Below are 21,732 nucleotides of genomic sequence, written 5' to 3'. Positions count from 1 at the left end.
AGAGACACCATGTCCTCACACAGGACCGCGCTCGTCATCGGAGCGGGCCCGGGCCTCGGCATGTCCATCGCGCACCGGTTCGGCCGCGAGGGCTTCACCGTGGCCCTCGTGTCCCGCAGCGACACCCGCCACGCCGGTTACGTCGCTGATCTGGACAAGGCGGGCATCGAGGCCACCTCCCACACCGCGGACGTACGCGACGAGAACCGGCTCCTCGCCGTCCTGGACACCGTCGCCGAGCGGCACGGAACCATCGACGTCGTCTACTACGGACCCGGCGCCGCCGACCCGGGCGTCCGGCCGGTGCCGATCACCGGGACCACGTCCGACGGCGTGCGGCAGGCGATGAGCTGGGTGTACCCGGCCGTCGACGTGGTCGCCAAGGTGCTGCCCGCCATGACGGAACGCGGGGACGGCGGGCTGCTGTTCGCCGGAGGCCTCAGCTCCGTCGTGCCGATGCCCGCCCTCGGCGACCTGGCCGTCGCCTCGGCGGCGCTCCGCAACTACGCCCTGACACTCAACGCGGGCCTGGCCGAACACGGCGTCTACGCGGGCACGTTGACGATCGGCGGCCTCATCGAGCGCGGCGACATCCACACCCTGCTGACCTCGCAGGAGGCCTTCAAGGGCATCGGCACCCTCGACCCCGACAAGATCGCCGAAACCGCCTGGACCCTCTACACCGACCGCGACCGCCCCGAAGCGACCTTCAACGCCGGATTCTAGGCGGAGGCGCGGGGAGTTCAGCGTGCCGGAGTCCCGGCGGGTTCGGGGGCGCCCTCCCGAACGCGATCCTCTGGTTCCGGTTGACCCGGTCCGCCGGTCGAGGCGGTGTCGCGCAGCGCCGTCTCGACTCGGCGATTGCTGGTCAGGGTGGCCGTGACGGCGGTCATGGACAGGAGGAGGCCGGCGGCGGCGTAGAGCGGAGTGCGCAGGTCATAGGTGGTGGCCAGCCAGCCGCCGAGGAAGGCGCCGAACGGGGCGGCGCACATGGCGAGCATGCGGGAGGTGGAGGCGACCCGGCCCATCAGATGGGCCGGGACGATCGCCTGCCGGAGGGAGGGGCCGAGCACCATCGTGGCGCCCATGCCCGCTCCGCAGACGGCGAGTGCGAGCCCGGCCACGTACGGATCCGGGGCGGCGGCGAGTCCCAGGATGGCGAGCCCCTCGATCGCGGCCGTGCAGGTCAGTGCGGTGCCGGTGCCGAGCCGCCGGCCGAGGAAGGAGGCGACGCCCGCGCCGAGCAGGCCGCCGGTGGCCTCCGCCGTGAGGAGCAGCCCGAAGCCGAAGGGGCCGATGCCGAGGCGCTCGTGGGCGAAGAGGGCGAGTACGGTCTCCACGGCGACGAAGGCGATGTTCCCGACCGCCGGACGGAGCGCGAGGCCGAGCAGCAACCGATCCTGGAAGACGTAGGAGGCCCCGGCCCGCGCTTGGCGGAGCAGTGATTCGCCGACGCCGGCGGTGGACCGCGGCACGGCGGGCAGCGACCGTACGAGCAGTGCGGAGAACACGAACGAGGCCAGGTCGGTGAGCAGCGGAACCGCCCGCCCGAGCGCGAGCAGCGCACTGCCCGCGGGTGGCCCGGCGAAGCCGGACGCGGCGGTCTGGGTGCCGCGCAGGCGGGAGTTGGCGCCTTCGAGGAGCGCGGGGTCGCGGCCGAGCAGATCCGGCAGATAGGCCGTGGCGGCCGTGTCGAAGAAGAGCCCGCCGAGGGCGAGCAGGAAGGCTACGGCCGACAGCAGCGGAATGCTGAGTACGTCGAGCGCGGCCGCGGCCGCCGGTATCGCGAGCAGTACGGCACGCGCGGTGTCCGCGACCCACATCGTGCGGCGGCGGTCCCAGCGGTCCACCAGCGCACCGCCGAGGACTCCGAACAGCAGCCAGGGCAGCGTTCCGGCGGCCGTGACGACGGCCAGCGCCATCGGATCCCGCGTCAACGTCAGTGCCAGCAGCGGCAGCGCGGCATGCGTCACGCCGTCACCGAGCGAGGACACCGTCTGCGCGGTCCACAGCCGCCCGAAGCCGGCGGGCAGTTTCGGATTCGAGGTCACTTGGCGTCCCCCTCGACCTGCCGGCGCGGGGCCGGCTGGAACAGCGCGAAGACCAGCGACGCGTCGGGAAGTGAGGGATCGGACAGCGCCCGGTACTCATCCGCCAGTGCCTCCAGCCGCGCCCCCAGCTCGGTGAACTGCTCCTCGGTGAGCCGCAGATGCGCCATCCGCACGTGCCTCTCGCCGTCCGCCGGCGACGCCTCCAGGTCCGCCACCGCGTTCCGCAGCAGTACGTCCGGTTGCCCCGGCCCCGGATCCGGCAGTTCGATCGACCGCGCGGCCATCGCGTAGTACCGCTCGGTGACCCCTCTCACCTTCCGTGTCCGCACCACCTTCACCAGGCCGGCCCGCTCGAGCAGTCGCACGTGATAGCTGGAACTCCCCTTCGCGAGACCCACCCGCTGGGCGATCTGCGTGATCGTCGCCGGCTCGAAGCGGAGCATGGCCATGATCCGGTGACGCGTGAGGTTGGAGACGGCGCGGAGCTGCTCGTCATTGGTCACGTGGAACGTCTCGGGGAGATCATCGGTAGGCACGCCCCCAATGGTCAACGACTCTTGACCATTCGGCAACCGTTTTGGCGGACTTTTTCGGCCGAGGCCGAGACGGAGGTCGGGGCAGAGGCCGGCCGCGCATCGTCGAGCGGAGGCGCCCGGCGGCCAGGACCATCCCGCCGAACCGTAGAACGGCTCAGTGCTCCGAGCAGGTGCCGAAGACCTCGACGGTGTGGGTGACGTCGCTGAAGCCGTGTTCGGCGCCGATGGCCTCGGCCCACTTCTCCACCGCCGGGCCCTCGATCTCCACCGTGCGGCCGCAGACGCGGCAGACCAGGTGGTGGTGGTGTTCGTCCGTACGGCAGGCGCGGTAGACCGCCTCGCCCTCGTCGGTGCGCAGGACGTCGACCTCGCCCGCGTCGCTCAGCTTCTGCAGCGCGCGGTACACCGTGGTCAGGCCGATGCTCGAACCCGCGGCCCGCAGGCCCGCGTAGATGTCCTGGGCGCTGCGGAAACCGTCCGTGGTGGCCAGGGCCTGGCGTACGTCGTCCCGTCTGCCCGTCATGGGGTCTCCGTACGGCGCATGCGGATCAGTCTTCCAGCCCCGACGGCCGCGAGGAAGACGGCCATCGCGAGGAGGACGATCGTGGGGCCGGGGGCGATGTCGGCGTCCACCGACACCCACAGGCCGCCGACGGCGGCGATCACGCCGACCGCCATCGCCAGGCCGACCGTCGCGCGAAAGCCGCGGGTGACCTGTTGCGCGGCGGCGACCGGGACCACCATCAGCGCGCTGACCAGCAGCAGGCCGACCGCGCGCATCGCCACGACCACGGTCAGCGCCGCGGTCACCGCGATCAGCAGCGACAGGAACCGCACCGGCAGGCCGCTCGCGCGGGCCACCTCCTCGTCCTGGCACAGCACGAACAGCTCGCGGCCGAACACGGCCAGGATGACCAGCACGGCCACGGCCAGCCCCGCCACGACGTACAGGTCGCTCGTGCTGACGCTGCTGATCGAGCCGAACAGGTAGCTGTTCAGGCTCGCGCTGCCCGCCGACAGGTTGGCGAACAGTACGCCGCCGGCCAGTCCGCCGTAGAACAGGAGCGCCAGGGCGACGTCCCCGCCGGTACGCGTGCGCACGCGCAGGAGCTCGATCGCGACCGCGCCGAGGGCCGACACGAGCAGCGCGAAGATCGTGGGGGAGGTGCGCGTCAGCAGGCCCAGGCCGACGCCGGTCAGGGCGATGTGGCCGATGCCGTCGCCGAGCAGGGCGAGGCGCCGCTGCACGATGAACGTGCCGACGGCCGGCGCGGAGACGCCGACGAGGACGGCGGCGATCAGCGCGCGGCGCAGGAAGTCGTACGACAGGAGTTCGATCATGACAGCAGGCCGGGCTCCTCGGCGGGCGCGTGCGGGTGTACGTGGTCGTGGCCGGGGCGCGCACAGTCGCCCTGCGGGGACGGCGGGACCCCCTCGTGCACGATCCGGCCCTGGTCGAGCACGATCGAGCGGGTGATCAGCGGCTCCAGCGGGCCCAGCTCGTGGGCGACGAGCACGACCGTACGGCCCAGCCCGACCAGCTCACGGAGGGTGCCGGCCAGCGTCTCCTGGCTGCGGGAGTCGACGCCGGCGGTCGGCTCGTCCATGACGAGGGAGTCGGGCTCGCCGGCCAGGGCGCGCGCGATGAGCACGCGCTGCTGCTGGCCGCCGGACAGCTCCTGCGCCGGGTCGCGGGCGCGGTCGGCCATGCCGACCGCCTGCAGGGCGCGGTCGACCGCCCGGCGGTCGGCGGCCGAGGCCGGGCGGAGCCGCGACTGGCGGGCGATCCGGCCCGAGGCGACGATCTCGCGTACGGTCGCCGGCACCCCGCCGCCGATCGACAGCCGCTGCGGGACGTACCCGATGCGCCTCCAGTCGCGGAACCGTGACGGCGGCACGCCGTACAGCTCGGCCCGCCCGGCGGACAGCGGGATCAGCCCGAGCAGCGCGCGTACGAGGGTCGACTTGCCCGAACCGTTGGCGCCCATCACCGCGACGACCTCGCCGGGCCGTACGGCCAGGTCGATGCCGCGCAGGACGAGCCGGCGGTCGAGCCGCACCTCGCCGCCGGTCACAGAGAAGGGAAGGTTCATGAGCATCCCAGTGCGGTGCGGAGCGTCGTGAGGTCGCGGCGCATGATCGAGAAGTAGTCGTCGTGGGAGCCGTGCTTGACGCCCTCGACCGGGTCCAGCACCTCGGTGCGCACCCCGGCCTCCTGGGCGAGCGTGGCGGCCGTCTTCGGGCTGGCCAGCGTCTCGGTGAAGACCGTGGTCGCGCCCGTACGGCGGATGAGGTCGGTCAGGTCCGCCATGCGCTGGGGCGACGGCTCGGCCTCGGGGTCGAGCCCGGACACCCCGACCTGCCGGAGTCCGTAGCGCGCGGCGAGGTAGCCGAAGGCGGAGTGGCCGGTGACGATGTCCTTGCGCGCGCACGTACGCAGGCCCGTACGGAACTCGCCGTCGAGGGCGTTCAGGCGGGTGACGACCTGGGCGGCGCGGGCGCGGTAGCCCGCGGCGCCGGCGGAGTCGATCCGGGCCAGGCGCTCGCCGAGGGCGGTGGCGACCGTGGCGAAGCGGGTCGGATCGAGCCACAGGTGCGGGTCGTGGGCGCCGTCGTGCGTCTCGTCCTGCGGCGCGGGCAACGTCGTGACCAGGGTCTCGGCGTCGAGAGAGTGGTTCTTGGCGTGCTCGCGCACGGCCTTGTCCACGGCCGGCTGCACGCCCTTGACGTAGAAGGCGAGCGAGGACTCGCCGACGTCGATCACCTGGCGCGGCGTGAGCTCCAGGTCGTGCGGCTCGGCGCCGGGCTTGGTGAGGTTCTGGACGTGGAAGCCCGGCCCGGCGACCTGTCCGGCCAGCCAGGCGAGCGGGTAGAACGCCGCGGCGATCTTGGGTTTGCCTCCGCCGCTCGCTCGCGCTCCGCATCCGCCGGCCAGCAGGGCGGCGGATAGCGCGAGGCACAGGAATCGACGGGTTACCACCCATTGAGTATGAATGAACATGAAAATGGTTGTCAAAACCAGATGTTTGGTCAGGCGAGAAGTTTGGCGACCGCCACGGCGACCAGGAGCAGCGGCACGGCGTACCGGATCAGCAGGTGCGACGTGTTGCGCGGCGGCGTGGCCATGAACAGGAACCAGACGACGAACGCCAGCAGGATCAGCGGGATCGCGCCGACCGGCCCGGGTATCGCCATCCCGGCGATGAGCAGGGCGGGCAGCAGGATCAGCGGCGCCCACCGGGGCAACTGGTGCACGTAGGCGAGGAAGACGGCGCTCTGCCGCCGGACCGTGGTTTTGGATGACACACCTCCATGGTGGCGCATCCATGTCACCGGTGTGCGCGCCGCCACGGGTCCGGCATCATGGTCGGGTGCTGGCCATCACCCGTTATCGCGTTCCCGCGACGCAGACCGACGATTTCGTCCGTACGGCCCAGGAGGTCCTGAGCGCCGTGGAGAAGAGCCCTGGTCACCGTTCCGGCCGCCTCGGCCGCGCGGTCGACGACCCCGACCTGTGGGCGATGGTGACCGACTGGGACGGCGCCGGCTACTACCGGCGGGCCCTCGGCGCGTACGACGTGCGGGTGGCGCTCATCCCGCTGTCCACGCTGGCCATCGACGAGGCCGGCGCGTACGAGATCGTCGAGACCCCCGAAGGGTAAAGATCCGGGCGAGGCCGCCGAAATACCGCACAAGTACGCCGCGCGCTCCCGGATCGCGGTGCCCCACCTGTGACGATCGTCGCCGTACGGGACCACGACCTCGGGGGGACGCGATGCTTCGTGCCGGCCTGTTCGCCTGCATCCTGGGAGCACTGATCCCGGGAACGCCGGCGCACGCGGACACGACCGTCGACTATCAGGGACTGCGGATCACCGTTCCGGCCGGCTGGCCGGTCCACCGCCTCGGTCATTCCTCGACCGAGTGCGTGCGCTTCGACCGGCACGCGCTCTACCTCGGCCCGGCGGGGGAGAACCAGCTCTGCCCGGCCCACGCGGTCGGCCGTACGGAGGCGCTCCACATCGAGCCGCTCACCGACCAGACCGCCTCGCTGGCGACCGGCCTGCTCGCCGGGCGCCCGGCGGACCGGGTGGCCGGGCTGCCGGCGGTGACCGTACGGGACCCGGCGACCAGAGAGGTCCGCGCGGCCGTCCCCGGAGCGGGGGTGCTGATCACCGGCTCGTACGGCGGCGACTCCCGCGAGCTGGACCGGGTGATCGGCGGGATCAGGCGCACCGCCCCGCAGAGCGCCGAGCGCAGGAGTGGCGAGCGGGGCCACTGGGTCACCGGCCCCGGTTTCGACACGTGCACGGCGCCGTCGCTGGCGGCGATGCGCGCGTGGCGCGGCGACTTCGTGGCCGCCAACATCTACATCGGCGGCCCGGCGCGCGCGTGCTCGCAGGAGCGGCTGACCCGCGGCTGGGTGACGGCCGTACGGGCGATGGGCTGGCGGCTGATCCCGACGTACGTCGGGCCGCAGGCGCCGTGCACGGCCTCGCGGCCGCGGTTCTCGCCCGGGAACGCCGCCCTCGCCGGCCAGTTGTCCGCCGTCGACGCGGTGAACCACGCGGTGGCCCTGGGCCTGGCGCCGAGGACGCCGCTCTACATGGACCTGGAGGCGTACGGCGGGGGCGCGTCCTGCCGGCAGGCGGTCCTGACGTTCGTCGACTCCTGGAGCCGGGGCGTACGGGCGCTGGAGTACACCCCGGGGATCTACAGCAGCGTCGCGTCGGGCATCCGCGACCTGGGCCAGGCCGAGGGGATCAACAAGCCGACGGCCATCTGGTTCGCACACTGGAACCGTAAGCCTGACGTGTGGGCCGACCGCTGGATGAACGAGGCCTGGTGGCCGGGCCACCACCGGATCAAGCAGTACCGCGGCGACCACGTCGAGCGGCACGGCGGCGTACGGCTGAAGATCGACAGCGACGCCGTCGACGGAGACGTCGACTGATCCGGGGCCGGTGATGCGCAGTGACACTCCAGTGACGCTCCGAGGCGTTTCGGGGCGCGGCATGACCTGCGGTGTCCTAAGCTGAAGATCCAGGGCGTCGGGCTCCAGCCGCGAATCGGCGGGGCCGGGCGCCATACGTCATATTCCGCACCGAACACCGCCGACTGCCAGCCGGATGGAGATCACTCATGGCCCGTCGTTCCGATGTGATGGAGACCGTTGTCAGCCTCAGCAAGCGCCGGGGCCTGGTCTTTCCCTCCAGTGAGATCTACGGCGGGCTGCGCGCCTCGTGGGACTACGGACCGCTCGGCGTCGAGCTGAAGAACAACGTCAAGCGGCAGTGGTGGAAGTCCATGGTGCAGGGTCGCGACGACGTCGTCGGTCTCGACTCGTGCGTCATCCTCGCCCGTGAGGTGTGGGAGGCGAGCGGTCACGTCAAGGAGTTCGTCGACCCGCTGACCGAGTGCCAGTCCTGCCACAAGCGCTACCGGGCGGACCACCTCGAAGAGGCGTACCAGGAGAAGCACGGCAGGCCCCCGGAGAACGGCCTGGCCGACCTCGGCTGCCCCAACTGCGGCACCAAGGGCGCGTTCTCCGAGCCGAAGATGTTCAACGGGCTGCTCAAGACCTACCTCGGCCCGGTGCAGGACGAGTCCGGCCTCGCCTATCTGCGCCCGGAGACCGCGCAGGGCATCTTCATCAACTACGCGGCCGTGCAGCAGTCCGCGCGGCGCAAGCCGCCGTTCGGCATCGGCCAGATCGGCAAGTCGTTCCGCAACGAGATCACGCCGGGCAACTTCATCTTCCGTACGCGGGAGTTCGAGCAGATGGAGATGGAGTTCTTCATCGAGCCGGGCACCGACGAAGAATGGCACCAGTACTGGATCGACACGCGATTCCAGTGGTACGTCGACCTGGGCATCGCCAAGGACAACCTCCGGCTGTTCGAGCACCCGAAGGAAAAGCTCGCCCACTACGCCAAGCGCACCGTCGACGTCGAATACCACTTCAACTTCCCCGGCAGCGAGTGGGGCGAGCTCGAGGGCATCGCCAACCGCACCAACTTCGACCTTTCCACGCACGCCAAGGCGTCCGGCCAGGACCTGTCCTACTTCGACCAGGAGAAGAACGAGCGCTACGTCCCCTGGGTCATCGAGCCGGCGGCGGGCGTCGACCGGTGCGTGCTGACGTTCATGCTCGACGCCTACAACGAGGACGAGGCGCCGAACGCCAAGGGCAAGATGGAAAAGCGCGTGGTCATGCGGCTCGACCACCGGCTCGCGCCGGTCAAGGTCGCGGTGCTGCCGCTGTCGCGCAACACCGACCTGTCGCCCAAGGCCAAGGACCTGGCCACCCGGCTCCGCCGCAACTGGAACGTCGACTTCGACGACGCGGGCGCGATCGGCCGCCGCTACCGCCGCCAGGACGAGATCGGCACGCCGTACTGCGTCACGGTCGACTTCGACACCCTCGAGGACAACGCGGTGACCGTGCGGGAGCGCGACTCGATGGCGCAGGAGCGCATCGGCCTGGACCAGGTCGAGGCGTTTCTGGCCACGCGTCTCCTGGGCTGCTGACCTGGCCCGCGGGGGTCATTCCGGGTGTTTCGGACCCGCGTACGCCCATGACGCGGTAGAAAAGCGGGCGATGCGGGCATTTGTCCGCGCGACGCGGGCAGTTGTCCGGAAGCCCAACCCCCGACACGTCCCTGGAGGACATCAGTGGCTGAGATCGACTTGACCAACGTGCTCGACAAGGCATGGGCGGACAAGAGCCTTCCGGAGATCATGGCCGCCCCGGTGTCGGCGCTGAAGGGCGTCTCGGAGCGTAACGGCGAGGCCCTGTACGAGGCGCTCGGCATCAAGACGATCGCCGACCTGGGCAACCTGCCGTACGCTCGCGCGGCCCAGTCTCTCGCCGAGCTCCACGCGGCCAACAAGTAACGAGCGGCACGCGTTCGGGCCCAGGCCGGGGAGCACGTCTCTGGCCTGGGCTCTTTCTCGTCAGGTGAGGCTGCCGAGGCGGGCCCGCAGCGCCGACCTCACGGTCGGCCATTCGTCGGCCAGCACGGAGAACATGGCCGAATCCCGAAGCATGCCCGCTTCGCCGGGCGCCCATGAGGGCGACCACCTGCGCAGTACGCCCTCAGAGCGCGCGCCGAGGCGCTCGATGGCCCGGCGCGACCTCTGGTTGCGGGCGTCGGTCTTGAGGTCGACGCGTGCCACGCCCAGCGTCTCGAACGCGTAGGTGAACAGGAGAAGTTTCGCCTCGGCGTTGATCCCGGTGCCCTGTGCCGACGCCCCGAGCCAGGTCCAGCCGATCTCGATCGCGCGCAGATCGGGCCGCTCCGGCCACGTCCGGGGATCCCAGAACGCGGTGCATCCCACCGCCATGCCGTCCCGCGACCGGATCTGCGCGAAGGGGGTCAGCCCGTCGCGGGCGAGCTGGGTCGCCACGTACCGCTCGACCTCGTCGGCACGGGGGACCACGGTGAACGCGTAGGAGGAACGGTCCTCCTCCGCTGCCAGCGCCAGGTCCGCCGCGTGCCCCATCGTCAGTGGCTCCAGCCGGACGTTCGCTCCACGCAGCACGGGGACATCGAGCCGCAGGCTCATCGGGCTCTCCTCATCGTTCCTGGCGTTGGCACCTTTCCCGCAGGAGGTTGCCGGATCGTCACAGGGCCAGGTCCCTCGGATCCTCTGGATGATCTTCCGCTGGAGATCGTGCCCTGGCGCCGGGGCGGCGTCAAACGGGTTCCAGGAGTTGCTAAGTCTGGCCTTATCAGTCTATGTTGAGCATATGTCGGACGAGCTGGATGTGGATGACGTCGCCGCGGCGCTGGTCGTGAGCGTGGGGCTGCTTCGCCGCCGGTTGCGGCAGGCGCCGGTCTCAGGCGAGCTCACGCTGCCCGAGACCGCGGCGCTGTCGCGCCTCGACCGCGCGGGGCCGAGTACGGCGAGCGGGCTCGCGCGGGCCGAGCAGATCAGCCCCCAGTCGATGGGAGCCACGCTCGCCACCCTGGAGTCCCGCGGCCTGATCGACCGCCGCCCCGACGCCGACGACGGCAGGCGCGTCGTCCTGTCGGTGACCGACGCGGGCCGCGACCACCTGCGCAACAAGCGCACCGCGCGCATCCAGCAGATCGCCCAGGCCCTGTCCGGCGGGTTCACCCCCGAGGAACACCGGCAGCTCATGGCGGCGGCGCCGCTGATCGAGCGGCTGGCGCTGAACCTGTGACGGCCACGTCCGAGGATCGCTACTAGTGGGTCGCGCTCTCGAACACCACGGCCGCCGTCTTCATGGCCGTGCTCGACGGCTCGATCGTCCTCATCGCACTGCCGGCGATCTTCCGCGGCATCCACCTGGACCCCCTGGCGCCCGCCAACGTCGGCTACCTGCTCTGGATGATCATGGGCTACCGGCTCGTCCAGGCGGTCTTCGTCGTCCCCGTCGGGCGCCTCGGCGACATGTTCGGGCGCGTGAAGATCTACAACGCCGGGTTCCTGGTCTTCACGATCGCCTCGATCCTGCTGTCCTTCGACCCGTACCAGGGCAGGCACGGGGCGCTGTGGCTCATCGGCTGGCGGATGCTCCAGGCGATCGGCGGCTCGATGCTCACCGCGAACTCCGCCGCGATCCTCACCGACGCGTTCCCGGCGCGCCAGCGTGGTTTCGCGCTGGGCATCAACCAGGTCGCCGGGCTGGCCGGGCAGTTCATCGGCCTGGTCGCCGGGGGATTGCTGGCGATCTGGGACTGGCGCGCGGTCTTCTGGGTCAACGTTCCGGTCGGTCTGTTCGGCACCTGGTGGGCGTACCGCAGGCTCCGCGACAACGGCGAACGCCACCCCGCCCGCATCGACTGGTGGGGCAACCTCACCTTCGCCGTCGGCCTGAGCGCGGTCCTGATCGCGATCACCGAGGGCATCCACCCGTACCACGGTCATGCCATGGGCTGGGCGAACCCCTTCGTGTACGGCACCCTGACCGGCGGCGTCGCGCTGCTCGTGGCGTTCGTCGTGATCGAGACTCATGTCGCCGAGCCGATGTTCCAGATCGGCCTGCTGCGCATCCGGGCGTTCGCGGCGGGCAACGCGGCGAGCTTCGCCACCCGGCTCGCTCAGGGCGGCCTGCAGTTCATGCTGATCATCTGGTTGCAGGGGATCTGGCTGCCGCTGCACGGGTACGACTACAGCGACACGCCTTTGTGGGCCGGCATCTTCCTGCTGCCGTTGACCGGTGGGTTCCTGGTGGCCGGGCCGGTGTCGGGGCTGCTGTCGGACCGGTTCGGCGCCCGGGGTTTCGCGACGGCAGGGATGGTGGTGTTCGGCCTGAGCTTCGTCGGCCTGATGCTGCTGCCGGTCGACTTCCCGTACTGGGCGTTCGCCCTGTTCATCGCCGCCAACGGCGTGGGTACGGGCATGTTCAGCTCGCCCAACTCCTCAGCGATCATGAGCAGCGTGCCGGCGCGGCATCGGGGGGCAGCGTCCGGGATGCGGTCGACGTTCCAGAACTCCGGGACGTCGCTGTCGATCGGGGTGTTCTTCTCCCTCATGATCGCCGGCCTGGCGGGGAGCCTGCCGCGTACGCTGACCGGCGGCCTTCAGCAGAACGGCGTGCCTTCTGGGGTCGCGCACCAGGTCGGGGCGCTGCCGCCGGTGTCATCGCTGTTCGCGGCGATCCTGGGTGTGAACCCGATCCAGACCTTGCTGGCGCCGAGCGGGGCGCTGGGGTCGCTGTCTCCCGCCGATCGGCGGACCCTGACGGGCCGGGAGTTCTTCCCGCATCTGATCGCGGCACCGTTCCACCATGGGCTGGTGGTGGTCTTCGCGGTGTCGACGGGCCTGGCGGCGTTGGCCGCCGTGGCCTCGCTGCTGCGCGGCGGCCGGCCCGTACCCCCGCCGCCGGTGATCGGTCCGAAGGCGGCCCTCGTCGTGATCGACCTGCAGAAGGGCGTCGTCGGGCTGCCCGCGGTGCATCCGGTGGAGGAGGTCGTACGCCGGTCGGCTCGCCTGGCAGAGGCGTTCCGGCGGCAGGGGCTGCCGGTGGTGCTGGTCAACGTGATGGGCCGGGCGCCGGGCCGCACGGAGTCGGGGTCTCCGGACGTCACGTCTTCGCCGGACTGGGCCGACCTCGTGGACGAACTCTCCGTACGGCCGGAGGACCACCTCGTCACGAAGCGGACGTGGGGTGCGTTCCATGACACGCCGCTGCACGCCAAGCTGCAGGAGCTGGGCGTCACCCAGCTCGTGCTGACGGGGGTCGCGACGAGCGGAGGCGTGGAGTCGACCGCCCGCGCGGCGCGGGAGCACGGCTATGAGGTGGTGCTGGTCACGGACGCGATGACGGACCTCGACGCCGGCGCGCACCGCAACAGCGTCGAACGCATCTTCCCCAAGCTCGGGGAGACGGCCACGACCACGGAGATTCTCAAGCTGGTCGACCGCCCTCGCCCGGCGAACGTCTAGGTCAACTCCGCTCGAGCGGGTCGGCCTCGGCCTCACGCTGGAGGAGCTCGCGGGCGGTCTGGACGTCGCCCTGCTGATAGGCCGCCTGACTCGCTCGCCTCAAGTTCCAGATCAAGCCGGGTGCCGTCCGCCAGCACCCATTCCGGTGGTTGCATTTAGCTCATGTTGCCTCAACGTACGGCGAGTGCCGCCCGGTCAGGGGCCGGCTCGTGCGGCGGGTTGCGGTACTGACGATGGCTGAGAGGGCGGGCTGAGGTGGAGTGTGCGACGCGGGTGATCGGGCTTTCCGGTGGGCCGGTGGAGTATCGGTTGGCCGAGCGTGGGCCGGGCGTCGTGCTGATGCTGCATGGCGGGCACATGCGGGCGGGGTTGCCGCTTGGGGAAGAGGTCTTCGCCGACGCCGGGTACACGGTTCTTGCTCCGTCGCGGCCCGGTTACGGTCGTACTCCGCTGGCCACCGGGGCCTCGCCCGATCGGTTCGCCGACGTTCTCGCCGAGCTGTGCGGGGTGCTCGGGTTCGGGGCCGTCGACGTCGTCGGGCAGTCGGCGGGTGGGCCGGTCGCGGTGGCGCTGGCGGCGCGGCATCCCGGGCTGGTGCGGAGGCTCATCCTGCAGAGTGCCGTTGGGCCCGTCCCCTGGCCCGACCGGCTTACCCGCCTCGGAGGCCGGGTGGTCTTCGGGCGATTGCTCGAACCCGTGATCTGGGCGCTGATCCACGGCCTTGTCCGCCGGGCCCCCGGCCTGGCGCAGCGGCTCCTGATGTCGCCCCTGACGACCCGGCCGGTCGCCGAGGTGCTGGCCGGTCTCACCGCCCCGCAGCGGGCGGCGTTGCTCGCGATGTTCGGGCGGATGCGTTCGGGGGCCGGGTTCGGTAACGACCTCCGCATCACGGCCGCGCCCGGACGGCCGGCCGCTCAGGTGCGGCAGCCGACCCTGGTGATCGCCACGCGTAGCGACGGGTCCGTTCCGTACGTTCATGCCGAGGCGCTGGCTTCGGCCATTCCCGGCGCGCGGCTGGTCGAGAGTGGCGCGCTCAGTCACATGATCTGGTTGGGCGACGACTACCCGGCCATCGCCGCCGCCATCACCGGCTTCCTCACCGAGTGAAAGCTCGTGGCAGGAAAGGTGGGAAACGCGTCATTGCTGCCATCCACCGGCGCTGCCACGCTTGAGGAATGTCGCCGCGCGAAGTGCTCATCGTCCTCTTCGACGGGTTGCAGAGTCTCGACGTGACCGGCCCCTTGGAGGTGTTCGACGGGACCTCCGCCGGGCGGCCGGGCGCGTACCGCATCACCACCGCCGGTATCGGCGGGCGTGCCGTCCGGACCTCCAGCGGGCTGCGGCTGCTGCCCGACGCCGACCTCGACCGCGCGGAACCGCCGCACACGCTTCTGGTGCCCGGCGGGGCGGGTACCGCCCTGCCCGATCCACACGTCGTCCGGCGGATCTCCGAACTGGCGGCCGGCGCCGAGCGCGTCGTCTCCGTCTGTACGGGGGCGTTCCTGCTCGCCGAGGCCGGGTTGCTCGACGGGCGGCGGGCGACCACGCACTGGGCGTACTGCGACTCGCTCGCCCGCCGGTTTCCCGGTACCCGCGTCGAGGCCGAGCCCATCTACGTACGCGACGGGAACATCGCCAGCTCCGCCGGCGTCACCGCCGGGATCGACCTCGCGCTCGCCCTCGTCGAAGAGGATCTCGGACGCGAGGTCGCGCTGTCGGTGGCCCGGCATCTCGTCATGTTCCTGCGCAGGCCGGGCGGGCAGGCGCAGTTCAGTACGCAGCTCGCGGCGCAGCTCGCCGAACGGCACCCTCTGCGCGAGGTGCAGCACTGGATCGCCGAGCACCTCGACGCCGATCTCTCCGTGGACGCGCTCGCCCGGCGGGCCGCGCTGTCGCCCCGGCAGTTCGCCCGTGCGTTCCGTGCCGAGGTGGGCGTGACGCCCGGACACTACGTCGATCGCGTACGGCTGGAGTCCGCGCGCCGGCGGCTGGAGGACACCGAGGACGGGGTCGAGCAGATCGCCCGCTCCTGCGGTTACGGCACCCCCGAGTCCCTCCGGCGCGCCTTCGTCCGCGTCCTCCACGTGCCGCCCACCGAATACCGAAACCGCTTCCGAGGAGCGAACTGATGCAGATCGCCATCCTGCTGTACGAGCGCTTCACCGCGCTCGACGCCGTCGGCCCGTACGAGATTCTTTCCCGTATCCCGGGCGCCGAGGTGGTCTTCACCGCCGTACGCCCCGGCCCCGTGCGAACGGAGATGGGCAGCCTCGCCCTCACCGCCGACGCCGCGCTCGGCGAGGTGACGGACCCGGACATCGTCCTGGTCCCGGGCGGTCCCGGGACCAGGGACTTCATCGCGGACGAACCGATCCTCGACTGGATCCGTACCGTCGACGCCGCCACCACCTGGACGACCTCGGTCTGCTCGGGTTCCCTGCTGCTGGCCGCCGCCGGGCTGATCACCGGGCGTCCGGCCACCTCGCACTGGAACTGCCTTGAGTACCTCCCGGTGTTCGGTGCCGTACCGGTCACCGAACGGGTGGTCGTCGACGGCAAGTACGCGACCGCGGCCGGCGTCTCGGCCGGGATCGACCTGGCCCTGGACCTGACCGGCCGGATCGCGGGGGACCGGATCGCCGAGGCCATCCAGCTCGTGGTGGAGTACGACCCCAAGCCGCCCTACACCATGGGCTCGACCGGCACCGCCCCGGCCGCCCTCGTCGAGGCCCTACGCACGAGCGACCTCGTCGTGCAGTCCTCGCTCAGCGAGTGACATTCGGGAGCGTGCCGACCTCGGCCACCTCGACGCATGCGCCTCCGCTGCGGCTGCTTTTTCGCCAGGGGAGCAGGGTCACCTCGACGCAATTACCGCCGCTGCCTCCGCTGCGACTGCTCTTTCGCCAGTCTGGCGTGTTCATAGGCTCTCCAGGATCGACTCGATCAACTTCCGGGACTCATTAACCGGTCGGGCGTGTCCTCTGATCAAGTCGTACCTTACGTGGAACTCGGCGACCCCGGCCGGGTCCTCCACGACTTGCCCTCGTCCGGACGCTTCGGTGTAGGCGGCGTCGGGTTGGTTTTCAAAGCTCAGCAGGACGAGGTCACCTTCTAGGCCGGCGTATTCGCCCTCAGTCTCGGTCACGACCTCGACCATGACGTTAGGCCGCTTGGATATCTCTAGGAGATGTTCGAGCTGACCGCGCATGACATCAGGACCGCCGATACCGGAACGCAGAGAACGCTCGTCTAACGTCACCCAGAGGCGTGGCGGTTTCTCGCGGTTTAGGATCGCCTTCCGCTCCATGCGAGAGGCCACGAATTGCTCGACGGCGTCAGACTGCTGGATGGTCCTGAGGATCGCGCGAGCATACGCCTCTGTCTGAACCAAGCCGGGGACCAGTAGAACGCCGAAGGCCCGCATCGCACTCGCTTCTCCCTCCAACTCCAGGAACCGGGGGAAGCCTGGTGGGAGGGCTGATATGTGCTTGGTTTCGGCGATGAGCTTCCAGAGTCGTACGAAGACTCCGTTGGTTTCGAAGAACGTGTCGAGATCTTCGGCGAACTTTTTGGACGGTATGTTCTTGCCGCCCTCGATCTGCCCGATGAGCTGGGGCGTGTAGCCGAGAGACTCGGCGAGTTCGACCTTTGACATAACGCCGCGCCAGGCCTCGAGCTCGGTGGCGAAGGCGCGCATCGCGGGGAATTCGTAGGGGTCCTTCTGAGCCACCATGGTGACCTCCACAACAAACCGATTTGGGGGGTTTAGTCCGTCTTAACGGGGGTTACGAAGCGGTGTACACCGGTTAGTCGCTAACTGTAACCGCCCATGTGAGTCTAGTCACCGAATCGGCAAAAGAAAAGGGCGAGGAATGCGGGCGATATCAGAAGTCGATAGCGGCGGGTGCCCTACGTATAGGTTCCCACTCCCGCCGCATCCCATCGCGGCCGAACAGGCCCGGCTGCTGACGAAGATAGCGCTCGCTGATTGGGACATTCTAGAAATAGCGGATAACGCGCTGATCATCGTCGCCGAGCTCGTTACCAACGCCCTGAAAATGGGCGAGGTCTTTCACCTCACGCTGTCGAGGCAGGGGAGTACCGCCCTGATCGAGGTGTGGGACGGCAGCGAGGCGCTGCCGGACCGCCAACGGCGTTCGGTCGAGCGCGTCGACGGGCGCGGCCTGCTCCTCGTGGACGCGTGCGCCAAGGACTGGGGCTGGCGGCTGGAGGACCAGGGCGGCAAAACTGTCTGGGCGGTGGCCGGCGGCGAGGAGACCCCGGCCACCGTGAGTTCCGGGCGCAGGATGTGAGAACGATCAGCGCACCCGACCCCCGGGACGACCTCCTGAGGCCGCGCGAGGTCGCCGAACTCTTCGGCGTACGCCCGACGACGATCGCCCGATGGGCCCGCGAAGGGAAACTCACGCCGCTGTACACGCCCGGCGGCCACCGCCGCTACAGCCGGGCGACGCTTCTGGCGATCCTCGGCCAGGAGACGCCCGACCAGGCCGCCGAGCGGATGATGGCCGAGGACGCCGCGCGCCTGTACGACCAGGGTTGGACGATTCGCCAGGTCGCGCAGAGGTTCGGCACGAGTTATGGCGTGATGCGGCGCGTCCTCGGCGGCCGGACCACCCTCAGAACCCGCGGCGGACGCCGCCCCGGCCACGAGAACGACTGACCACACCGGCAGGTCAAGAGCGCCTCCACCGTACGACCCGGGCCGTCAGGGACACCGGCGGAGGATTCGCCTCAGGCGCGGAACGACCGGATCAGCAGCGCGGCCAGCCGCCGGGCGGCGGCGGCCGTCGCGGCGGGCGACTCCGCGCGAATGCCGCGGTGGGCCATGAGCGCCAGGATCAGGTCGTCGAGGACGAAGTCGGCGCGCAGCGCCCCGGCGTCCTTGGCCCGCCGGGCCAGCAGCGCGAGCGACCGCAGCCCCCGCTCGCGTACGCGCGAAAGGTCGACCGCCCGGGGGAACGTGGCCGTGAACGCGGAGGCGAACCCCTGGTCGAGGGCGTGCAGTACGCAGACCTCCTCGACCACCGTACGGAAACCACGCCACGGATCGGGGTCGGCGAGCCCTCGCTCGACCGCGTCCGCGCACGCGGCCATCCGCCGGGTGAACGCCTCGGTGGCCAGGATCTCCTTGGTCGGGAAGTGGCGGTAGAGGGTCGCCGTCCCGACACCGGCGCGCCGGGCGAGGTCGCGCATGGTGACGTCGACGCCCTCGGCGGCGAACGCCGCGCCGGCCGCCTCCAGGATGCGCTCGCGGTTGTCACGCGCGTCGGAGCGGGCGTAGTGGGGCAAACGTTCCGTCACCGCTCTCACTTTAGCCGGGAGAGCGAAAATCCCCCTAACGTCGGGCGCATGATCGCTGTCAGTTTCTCCGCCTATGGCCCCCCTGACGTGCTCGAACTCGCCGAGGTCGCCGAACCCCACGCGGGCCCCGGCCAGGTACGCATCGCCGTACGGGCGGCCGGGGTCAACATCGGCGACTGCAACCTGCGCGCCGGGCGGCTGAAGGAGTTCGTGCCCCTCACGCTGCCGCACGTGACCGGGATCGACGCCGCCGGGATCGTCGACGAGATCGGTGCGGGAGTGACGGACGTACGGCCGGGCGACGCGGTGTTCGGCTGGACCGACGTGTCCCGGCTCGGCGGCGCGGTGGCCGGGTACGCCGTGCTCACCGCCTGGGCCGCCAAGCCCGCGGAGCTGAGCTGGGAGGAGGCCGGCGGCGCCGCCGCCAACGTCGAGACGGCCACGCGCGCCCTCGACCGGCTGGGCGTCGGCCCCGGGACGACGTTGCTGGTCGAGGGTGCGGCGGGCGGGGTGGGCACGGTCGCGGTGCAGCTCGCCCGCGCTCGCGGGGCCACGGTCGTGGGGACGGCGCGTACGGTCAACCACGATTTTCTCCAGGGCCTCGGCGCCGTCCCGGTCACGTACGGCGAGGGTCTGGCGGAGCGGGTCGCGGTGCCCGTCGACGCCGTTCTGGACTGCGCGGGTTCCGGTTCGCTGCCGGATCTCGTCGCGATCGCGGGAGGCCCGGAGCGCGTGGTGACGATCGCCGACGCCCGCGCGGAGGCGTACGGCGTGGAGTTCTCCCGGATCGCAGGTCCGCGGGCGAACGCCGAACCCGCGCTGTACGGTCTCGCGGTGGCCGCGGACCTCGCGCGGGAGGGCCGGTTCGCGATCCCGCTGGCGGGGGCGTACCCGCTCGCGGAGGCCGCGGAGGCCCATCGCCTCAGCGAGAGCGGTCACGCGCGCGGAAAGGTGGTCCTGCGGGTCGGCGCGTGAGGACAGGACTAGGGTCAGGCGGCGTGGATCTCGACGCCGTGCGCACCTTCGTCACCGTCGCGGACGCGGGGCAGTTCCAGGCGGCGGCGGCCGACCTGTCGATCAGCCAGCAGGCCGTCTCCAAACGGGTCGCCGCGCTGGAGAGGGACCTCGGCGTACGGCTGTTCACGCGTACGGCGCGCGGGGCGCGGCTCAGCGTCGACGGGCAGGCGTTCCTGCCCCACGCCCGTGACCTGCTCCGGGCCGGGGAACGGGCCACCGCGTCCGTACGGCCCGGCCGGCGAGCGCTGCGCGTCGACGTGATCGGCCGGCGGCTCGGCCCCGCGGCCCTGCTGCGCGACTTCTACCGCGCGCACCCCGGGACCGAACTCGACATCGTGACCCTCTTCGACGCCGACTCGGCCATCGCCGCCGTCTGCTCCGGCGCGATCGACGCGTCGTTCCGCGCCGTCACGCGGCGGCCGCCGGACGGCGTCGAGGCGGTGCGGGTGCACGACGAGCCGGTGGAGTTCCTGACCGGACCGGCCCACGCGCTCGCGGGGGCGCCCGCGGTCACGCCCGGCGCGCTCGCCGGGCACGCGATCTGGATGCCCGGCATCGTCCCCGGTACCGAGTGGGCCGCCTACTACGGCGACCTGGCCGAGGCGTTCGGGCTGACCATCGACCGGGTCGGCCCGCATTCCGGCACCGAACCCCTCCTGGACACGCTCGCCGGGTCGCCCGCCCTGGCGACGTTCGTGGGCGAGCAGACCCACCTCGTCTACCCCGCCGACTACGGCCTGCGGCGCATCGCCGTACGCGGCCCGACGCCGGTGTACCCGCACTCGCTGATCTGGCGCGGCGACAACCCGCACCCGGCGCTCAGGACGCTCCGTGACCACCTGGGCTCCGTACGGCCCGACGCGGGGACGTGGACTCCGGCGTGGGCGGCCCCAGCAGCTCTCTGACCGCGGCGAACACGTCGTCCGCGCGCTCCTCGTGGACCCACCCGTGCCCGGCGTCGACGGTGCGATGCTCGCCGCGGGGCACCGACGCGGCGAGCTCGGCGTGCAGCGCGCGCTTGCCCTCGTTGATCTCGCGAAGGACGTCTTCGGGCCACAGGTGGGCCTGGACGGCGTCGTGCCCCATCGCGCTGAGCACGATCAGCGGCACGTCGGGCAGGGCCGGCGCGTGCCGGAGCTCGCCGGCGACCTCGTCGTAGAGGTTGCCGTCCTCACTCCAGGCGGTCCGCCACGAGGAGAGGTGCCGCTCGGCGAGCGGGCCGCGTACGGGCTCGGGCCAGGCGGCGAAGTGCCGCGCGAGCTGCTCGCGGGCGGCCTGGAGCTGTTCGTCGGTGGGTTCGGGCAGGTCACGGCCCTTCATCTCGGCCAGCATGTCGAGGACCTGCTTCGGCGCCCGCGTGACCATCTCCTCGTGGAAGGGGTCGAGGAGCAGGAGCCCGGCCACCTCTTCGGGGAAGCGCTGCGCGTAGTGGCGGGCGTAGGCGCCGCCGAGTGAGTGACCGGCCAGCACGTACGGGGCGGGTACCCCGGCGGCGTCCAGCAGGGCGCGCAGCTCGTCGGTGACCTCGGCGGCGGTGCGGGGGAGGTCGGCCGGGTCGCTCCAGCCGGTGCCCGCGCGGTCGTACACGACGGCGGTGGTGAGCCCGGCGACGCGGTCCTGGATGTTGACGTAGTCCAGGCCGATCAGGCCGGAGCCGGGGATGAAGACCACGGGCGGGCCCCCGGTGCCGGAGCGGTGGAGCATCAGGCGCCGGCCGCCGACGTCGTACAGGCGTCCTCGCGGGGGCGGTTCGGGCGTGGGAAAGGACATGGGTGACTCCTCGATCATTCTCAATTTTGAGAAAGGTATCAGCCATGAGATCGTACGTCGATGGACACGGTGGACCTGCTCCTGCACCCGGTGCGGCTGCGCATCGTGCACGCGATGTCCGGCGACCAGGCCCTGACGACCGCGCAGCTGTGCGCCCTCCTGCCGGATGTGTCGAAGGCGACCGTGTACCGGCAGGTCGGCCTGCTGGCGGACGGGGGCCTGCTCGACGTCGACGGCGAGCAGCGGGTACGCGGCGCGGTCGAACGCCGGTACCGCCTGCACCGCGAGCGCGCCGTTATCGACGCCGAGACGGCCGCGTCGGTCTCGGCCGAGGACCACCGCCGGGTGTTCGCGGTGGCGATGGCGACGCTGCTGGCCGAGTTCAACGCCTACCTCGACCGCGATCCCGACCCGTTCGCCGACCAGGTGGGCTACCGCCAGCACGCGATCTGGCTGACCGAGGACGAGCGCGCCGAGCTGATCGAGGGGCTGCGCGCCGTCATCGTGGAGAAGATGCGCGGCGGCCCGGGCCCGGGCCGTACCCGGCACCTGATCAGCCCGATCCTGTTCCCGGCCGGAGGCTAGGGCCTGTCTCGAAGTCCCGCTGTCCTACT

Annotated in this window: 26 protein-coding genes, 1 pseudogene and 1 riboswitch; of the genes and pseudogenes, 15 read left to right on the top strand and 12 right to left on the bottom strand. The window is 71.1% G+C overall.

Features of this window, described 5'->3' with window-relative positions:
* The first annotated feature begins 9 nt into the window (after positions 1-9).
* Positions 10-726 carry an SDR family NAD(P)-dependent oxidoreductase gene (locus QWU11_RS12700; RefSeq protein ID WP_290105406.1) on the top strand — a complete coding sequence of 239 codons (717 nt, stop codon included), beginning with the start codon at positions 10-12 and terminating at the stop codon, positions 724-726.
* A 17-nt stretch (positions 727-743) separates the two neighbouring features.
* Here QWU11_RS12700 and QWU11_RS12695 read toward each other — a convergent pair whose 3' ends face one another.
* The 7 genes from QWU11_RS12695 to QWU11_RS12665 all read right to left on the bottom strand — a co-directional run bounded on the left by QWU11_RS12695 (position 744) and on the right by QWU11_RS12665 (position 5,893).
* Positions 744-2,051: an MFS transporter gene (locus QWU11_RS12695; protein ID WP_290105405.1), complete on the bottom strand. Its 1,308-nt coding sequence runs from the start codon at positions 2,049-2,051 to the stop codon at positions 744-746.
* On the bottom strand, positions 2,048-2,587 hold the full coding sequence (locus QWU11_RS12690; RefSeq protein ID WP_290105404.1) for a transcriptional regulator: 540 nt from the start codon (positions 2,585-2,587) through the stop codon (positions 2,048-2,050). Before QWU11_RS12690 ends, QWU11_RS12695 begins: the two co-directional genes overlap by 4 nt.
* A gap of 154 nt (positions 2,588-2,741) precedes the next feature.
* Positions 2,742-3,110, bottom strand: a complete 369-nt coding sequence (locus QWU11_RS12685; RefSeq protein WP_290105403.1) for a transcriptional repressor — start codon at positions 3,108-3,110, stop codon at positions 2,742-2,744.
* The gene (locus tag QWU11_RS12680; protein ID WP_290105402.1) at positions 3,107-3,928 is read right to left on the bottom strand and encodes a metal ABC transporter permease; all 822 of its coding nucleotides are present in this window, start codon (positions 3,926-3,928) and stop codon (positions 3,107-3,109) included. Before QWU11_RS12680 ends, QWU11_RS12685 begins: the two co-directional genes overlap by 4 nt.
* Positions 3,925-4,680 carry an ABC transporter ATP-binding protein gene (locus tag QWU11_RS12675; protein WP_290105401.1) on the bottom strand — a complete coding sequence of 252 codons (756 nt, stop codon included), beginning with the start codon at positions 4,678-4,680 and terminating at the stop codon, positions 3,925-3,927. The genes QWU11_RS12680 and QWU11_RS12675 overlap by 4 nt, the downstream gene beginning before the upstream one ends.
* On the bottom strand, positions 4,677-5,567 hold the full coding sequence (locus QWU11_RS12670) for a metal ABC transporter substrate-binding protein (RefSeq protein ID WP_290105400.1): 891 nt from the start codon (positions 5,565-5,567) through the stop codon (positions 4,677-4,679). Before QWU11_RS12670 ends, QWU11_RS12675 begins: the two co-directional genes overlap by 4 nt.
* A 50-nt stretch (positions 5,568-5,617) precedes the next feature.
* Positions 5,618-5,893 (bottom strand): DUF6703 family protein, encoded by a 276-nt coding sequence (locus QWU11_RS12665; protein WP_290105399.1) that lies wholly within the window; start codon positions 5,891-5,893, stop codon positions 5,618-5,620.
* A gap of 65 nt (positions 5,894-5,958) precedes the next feature.
* Here QWU11_RS12665 and QWU11_RS12660 point away from each other — a divergent pair, with 65 nt between their 5' ends.
* From QWU11_RS12660 to QWU11_RS12645, 4 genes are all read left to right on the top strand, one after another.
* Positions 5,959-6,249, top strand: coding sequence for an antibiotic biosynthesis monooxygenase family protein (locus tag QWU11_RS12660; protein WP_290105398.1), 291 nt, complete (start codon positions 5,959-5,961; stop codon positions 6,247-6,249).
* Between the two features lie 113 nt (positions 6,250-6,362).
* The gene (locus QWU11_RS12655; RefSeq protein ID WP_290105397.1) at positions 6,363-7,541 is read left to right on the top strand and encodes a DUF1906 domain-containing protein; all 1,179 of its coding nucleotides are present in this window, start codon (positions 6,363-6,365) and stop codon (positions 7,539-7,541) included.
* Positions 7,542-7,729: 188 nt separating this feature from the next.
* The gene (locus QWU11_RS12650) at positions 7,730-9,118 is read left to right on the top strand and encodes a glycine--tRNA ligase (protein WP_290105396.1); all 1,389 of its coding nucleotides are present in this window, start codon (positions 7,730-7,732) and stop codon (positions 9,116-9,118) included.
* 144 nt (positions 9,119-9,262) lie between these two features.
* The gene (locus QWU11_RS12645; protein WP_290105395.1) at positions 9,263-9,484 is read left to right on the top strand and encodes a hypothetical protein; all 222 of its coding nucleotides are present in this window, start codon (positions 9,263-9,265) and stop codon (positions 9,482-9,484) included.
* A 60-nt stretch (positions 9,485-9,544) separates the two neighbouring features.
* Here the strand turns inward: QWU11_RS12645 and QWU11_RS12640 are convergent, their stop codons facing one another.
* Positions 9,545-10,156 carry a GNAT family protein gene (locus tag QWU11_RS12640; RefSeq protein WP_290105394.1) on the bottom strand — a complete coding sequence of 204 codons (612 nt, stop codon included), beginning with the start codon at positions 10,154-10,156 and terminating at the stop codon, positions 9,545-9,547.
* Positions 10,157-10,163: 7 nt separating this feature from the next.
* Positions 10,164-10,251: riboswitch (SAM riboswitch) on the bottom strand.
* Positions 10,252-10,340: 89 nt separating this feature from the next.
* Between QWU11_RS12640 and QWU11_RS12635 the strand changes: the two genes are divergently transcribed.
* The 5 genes from QWU11_RS12635 (at position 10,341) to QWU11_RS12615 (ending at position 15,782) form a co-directional block, all read left to right on the top strand.
* Entirely contained in the window at positions 10,341-10,778 is a 438-nt protein-coding gene (locus tag QWU11_RS12635; protein ID WP_290105393.1) for a MarR family transcriptional regulator, read from the top strand.
* A gap of 62 nt (positions 10,779-10,840) precedes the next feature.
* Positions 10,841-13,006 carry an MFS transporter gene (locus tag QWU11_RS12630; protein ID WP_290105392.1) on the top strand — a complete coding sequence of 722 codons (2,166 nt, stop codon included), beginning with the start codon at positions 10,841-10,843 and terminating at the stop codon, positions 13,004-13,006.
* Between the two features lie 309 nt (positions 13,007-13,315).
* A complete protein-coding gene (locus QWU11_RS12625; protein WP_290105391.1) occupies positions 13,316-14,113 on the top strand; it encodes an alpha/beta fold hydrolase in 798 nt (265 codons plus the stop codon).
* A 68-nt stretch (positions 14,114-14,181) separates the two neighbouring features.
* Positions 14,182-15,135, top strand: coding sequence for a GlxA family transcriptional regulator (locus tag QWU11_RS12620; protein WP_290105389.1), 954 nt, complete (start codon positions 14,182-14,184; stop codon positions 15,133-15,135).
* Positions 15,135-15,782 (top strand): DJ-1/PfpI family protein, encoded by a 648-nt coding sequence (locus QWU11_RS12615; protein ID WP_290105387.1) that lies wholly within the window; start codon positions 15,135-15,137, stop codon positions 15,780-15,782. The genes QWU11_RS12620 and QWU11_RS12615 overlap by 1 nt, the downstream gene beginning before the upstream one ends.
* On the opposite strand, the gene QWU11_RS12610 is transcribed toward QWU11_RS12615, so the two are convergent.
* Both QWU11_RS12610 and QWU11_RS12605 read right to left on the bottom strand, forming a co-directional pair.
* On the bottom strand, positions 15,772-15,927 hold the full coding sequence (locus QWU11_RS12610; protein WP_290105386.1) for a DUF397 domain-containing protein: 156 nt from the start codon (positions 15,925-15,927) through the stop codon (positions 15,772-15,774). The two genes, QWU11_RS12615 and QWU11_RS12610, sit on opposite strands and share 11 nt — an antisense overlap.
* On the bottom strand, positions 15,924-16,739 hold the full coding sequence (locus QWU11_RS12605) for a helix-turn-helix transcriptional regulator (protein ID WP_290105385.1): 816 nt from the start codon (positions 16,737-16,739) through the stop codon (positions 15,924-15,926). The genes QWU11_RS12610 and QWU11_RS12605 overlap by 4 nt, the downstream gene beginning before the upstream one ends.
* Before the next feature lie 325 nt (positions 16,740-17,064).
* On the opposite strand from QWU11_RS12605, the gene QWU11_RS12600 reads away from it, so the two are divergent.
* The gene (locus tag QWU11_RS12600; RefSeq protein WP_290105384.1) at positions 17,065-17,319 is read left to right on the top strand and encodes an ATP-binding protein; all 255 of its coding nucleotides are present in this window, start codon (positions 17,065-17,067) and stop codon (positions 17,317-17,319) included.
* Positions 17,320-17,324: 5 nt separating this feature from the next.
* A pseudogene (locus QWU11_RS12595) lies at positions 17,325-17,495 on the top strand (helix-turn-helix domain-containing protein); the annotation flags it as partial.
* Between the two features lie 266 nt (positions 17,496-17,761).
* Here QWU11_RS12595 and QWU11_RS12590 read toward each other — a convergent pair.
* Positions 17,762-18,331 (bottom strand): TetR/AcrR family transcriptional regulator, encoded by a 570-nt coding sequence (locus QWU11_RS12590; RefSeq protein WP_290105382.1) that lies wholly within the window; start codon positions 18,329-18,331, stop codon positions 17,762-17,764.
* Between the two features lie 48 nt (positions 18,332-18,379).
* Between QWU11_RS12590 and QWU11_RS12585 the strand changes: the two genes are divergently transcribed.
* On the top strand, positions 18,380-19,306 hold the full coding sequence (locus tag QWU11_RS12585; protein ID WP_290105381.1) for an NADP-dependent oxidoreductase: 927 nt from the start codon (positions 18,380-18,382) through the stop codon (positions 19,304-19,306).
* 23 nt (positions 19,307-19,329) lie between these two features.
* Complete coding sequence (locus tag QWU11_RS12580) at positions 19,330-20,253, top strand: LysR family transcriptional regulator (RefSeq protein WP_290105379.1); 924 nt, start codon at positions 19,330-19,332, stop codon at positions 20,251-20,253.
* On the opposite strand, the gene QWU11_RS12575 is transcribed toward QWU11_RS12580, so the two are convergent.
* The gene (locus QWU11_RS12575; RefSeq protein WP_290105377.1) at positions 20,168-21,118 is read right to left on the bottom strand and encodes an alpha/beta hydrolase; all 951 of its coding nucleotides are present in this window, start codon (positions 21,116-21,118) and stop codon (positions 20,168-20,170) included. The genes QWU11_RS12580 and QWU11_RS12575 overlap by 86 nt on opposite strands.
* Positions 21,119-21,178: 60 nt before the next feature.
* Between QWU11_RS12575 and QWU11_RS12570 the strand changes: the two genes are divergently transcribed.
* Entirely contained in the window at positions 21,179-21,703 is a 525-nt protein-coding gene (locus QWU11_RS12570; RefSeq protein WP_290105376.1) for a helix-turn-helix domain-containing protein, read from the top strand.
* Positions 21,704-21,732 lie beyond the last annotated feature (29 nt).

The organism is Actinomadura sp. DC4, assembly GCF_030406325.1.
Classification (GTDB): Bacteria; Actinomycetota; Actinomycetes; order Streptosporangiales; family Streptosporangiaceae; genus Actinoallomurus.
This window is presented reverse-complemented; position numbering and strand designations above follow the sequence as displayed.

Bases quoted from the DNA above. Each gene is read 5' to 3' on its own strand.
- QWU11_RS12610 (WP_290105386.1), bottom strand. From the start codon at position 15,927: ATGAACACGCCAGACTGGCGAAAGAGCAGTCGCAGCGGAGGCAGCGGC.
- QWU11_RS12620 (WP_290105389.1), top strand. From the start codon at position 14,182: ATGTCGCCGCGCGAAGTGCTCATCGTCCTCTTCGACGGGTTGCAGAGT.
- QWU11_RS12655 (WP_290105397.1), top strand. From the start codon at position 6,363: ATGCTTCGTGCCGGCCTGTTCGCCTGCATCCTGGGAGCACTGATCCCG.
- QWU11_RS12605 (WP_290105385.1), bottom strand. From the start codon at position 16,739: ATGGTGGCTCAGAAGGACCCCTACGAATTCCCCGCGATGCGCGCCTTC.
- QWU11_RS12630 (WP_290105392.1), top strand. From the start codon at position 10,841: ATGGCCGTGCTCGACGGCTCGATCGTCCTCATCGCACTGCCGGCGATC.
- QWU11_RS12685 (WP_290105403.1), bottom strand. From the start codon at position 3,110: ATGACGGGCAGACGGGACGACGTACGCCAGGCCCTGGCCACCACGGAC.
- QWU11_RS12700 (WP_290105406.1), top strand. From the start codon at position 10: ATGTCCTCACACAGGACCGCGCTCGTCATCGGAGCGGGCCCGGGCCTC.
- QWU11_RS12575 (WP_290105377.1), bottom strand. From the start codon at position 21,118: ATGTCCTTTCCCACGCCCGAACCGCCCCCGCGAGGACGCCTGTACGAC.
- QWU11_RS12650 (WP_290105396.1), top strand. From the start codon at position 7,730: ATGGCCCGTCGTTCCGATGTGATGGAGACCGTTGTCAGCCTCAGCAAG.
- QWU11_RS12640 (WP_290105394.1), bottom strand. From the start codon at position 10,156: ATGAGCCTGCGGCTCGATGTCCCCGTGCTGCGTGGAGCGAACGTCCGG.
- QWU11_RS12635 (WP_290105393.1), top strand. From the start codon at position 10,341: ATGTCGGACGAGCTGGATGTGGATGACGTCGCCGCGGCGCTGGTCGTG.
- QWU11_RS12615 (WP_290105387.1), top strand. From the start codon at position 15,135: ATGCAGATCGCCATCCTGCTGTACGAGCGCTTCACCGCGCTCGACGCC.
- QWU11_RS12585 (WP_290105381.1), top strand. From the start codon at position 18,380: ATGATCGCTGTCAGTTTCTCCGCCTATGGCCCCCCTGACGTGCTCGAA.
- QWU11_RS12675 (WP_290105401.1), bottom strand. From the start codon at position 4,680: ATGAACCTTCCCTTCTCTGTGACCGGCGGCGAGGTGCGGCTCGACCGC.
- QWU11_RS12680 (WP_290105402.1), bottom strand. From the start codon at position 3,928: ATGATCGAACTCCTGTCGTACGACTTCCTGCGCCGCGCGCTGATCGCC.
- QWU11_RS12600 (WP_290105384.1), top strand. From the start codon at position 17,065: ATGGGCGAGGTCTTTCACCTCACGCTGTCGAGGCAGGGGAGTACCGCC.
- QWU11_RS12570 (WP_290105376.1), top strand. From the start codon at position 21,179: ATGGACACGGTGGACCTGCTCCTGCACCCGGTGCGGCTGCGCATCGTG.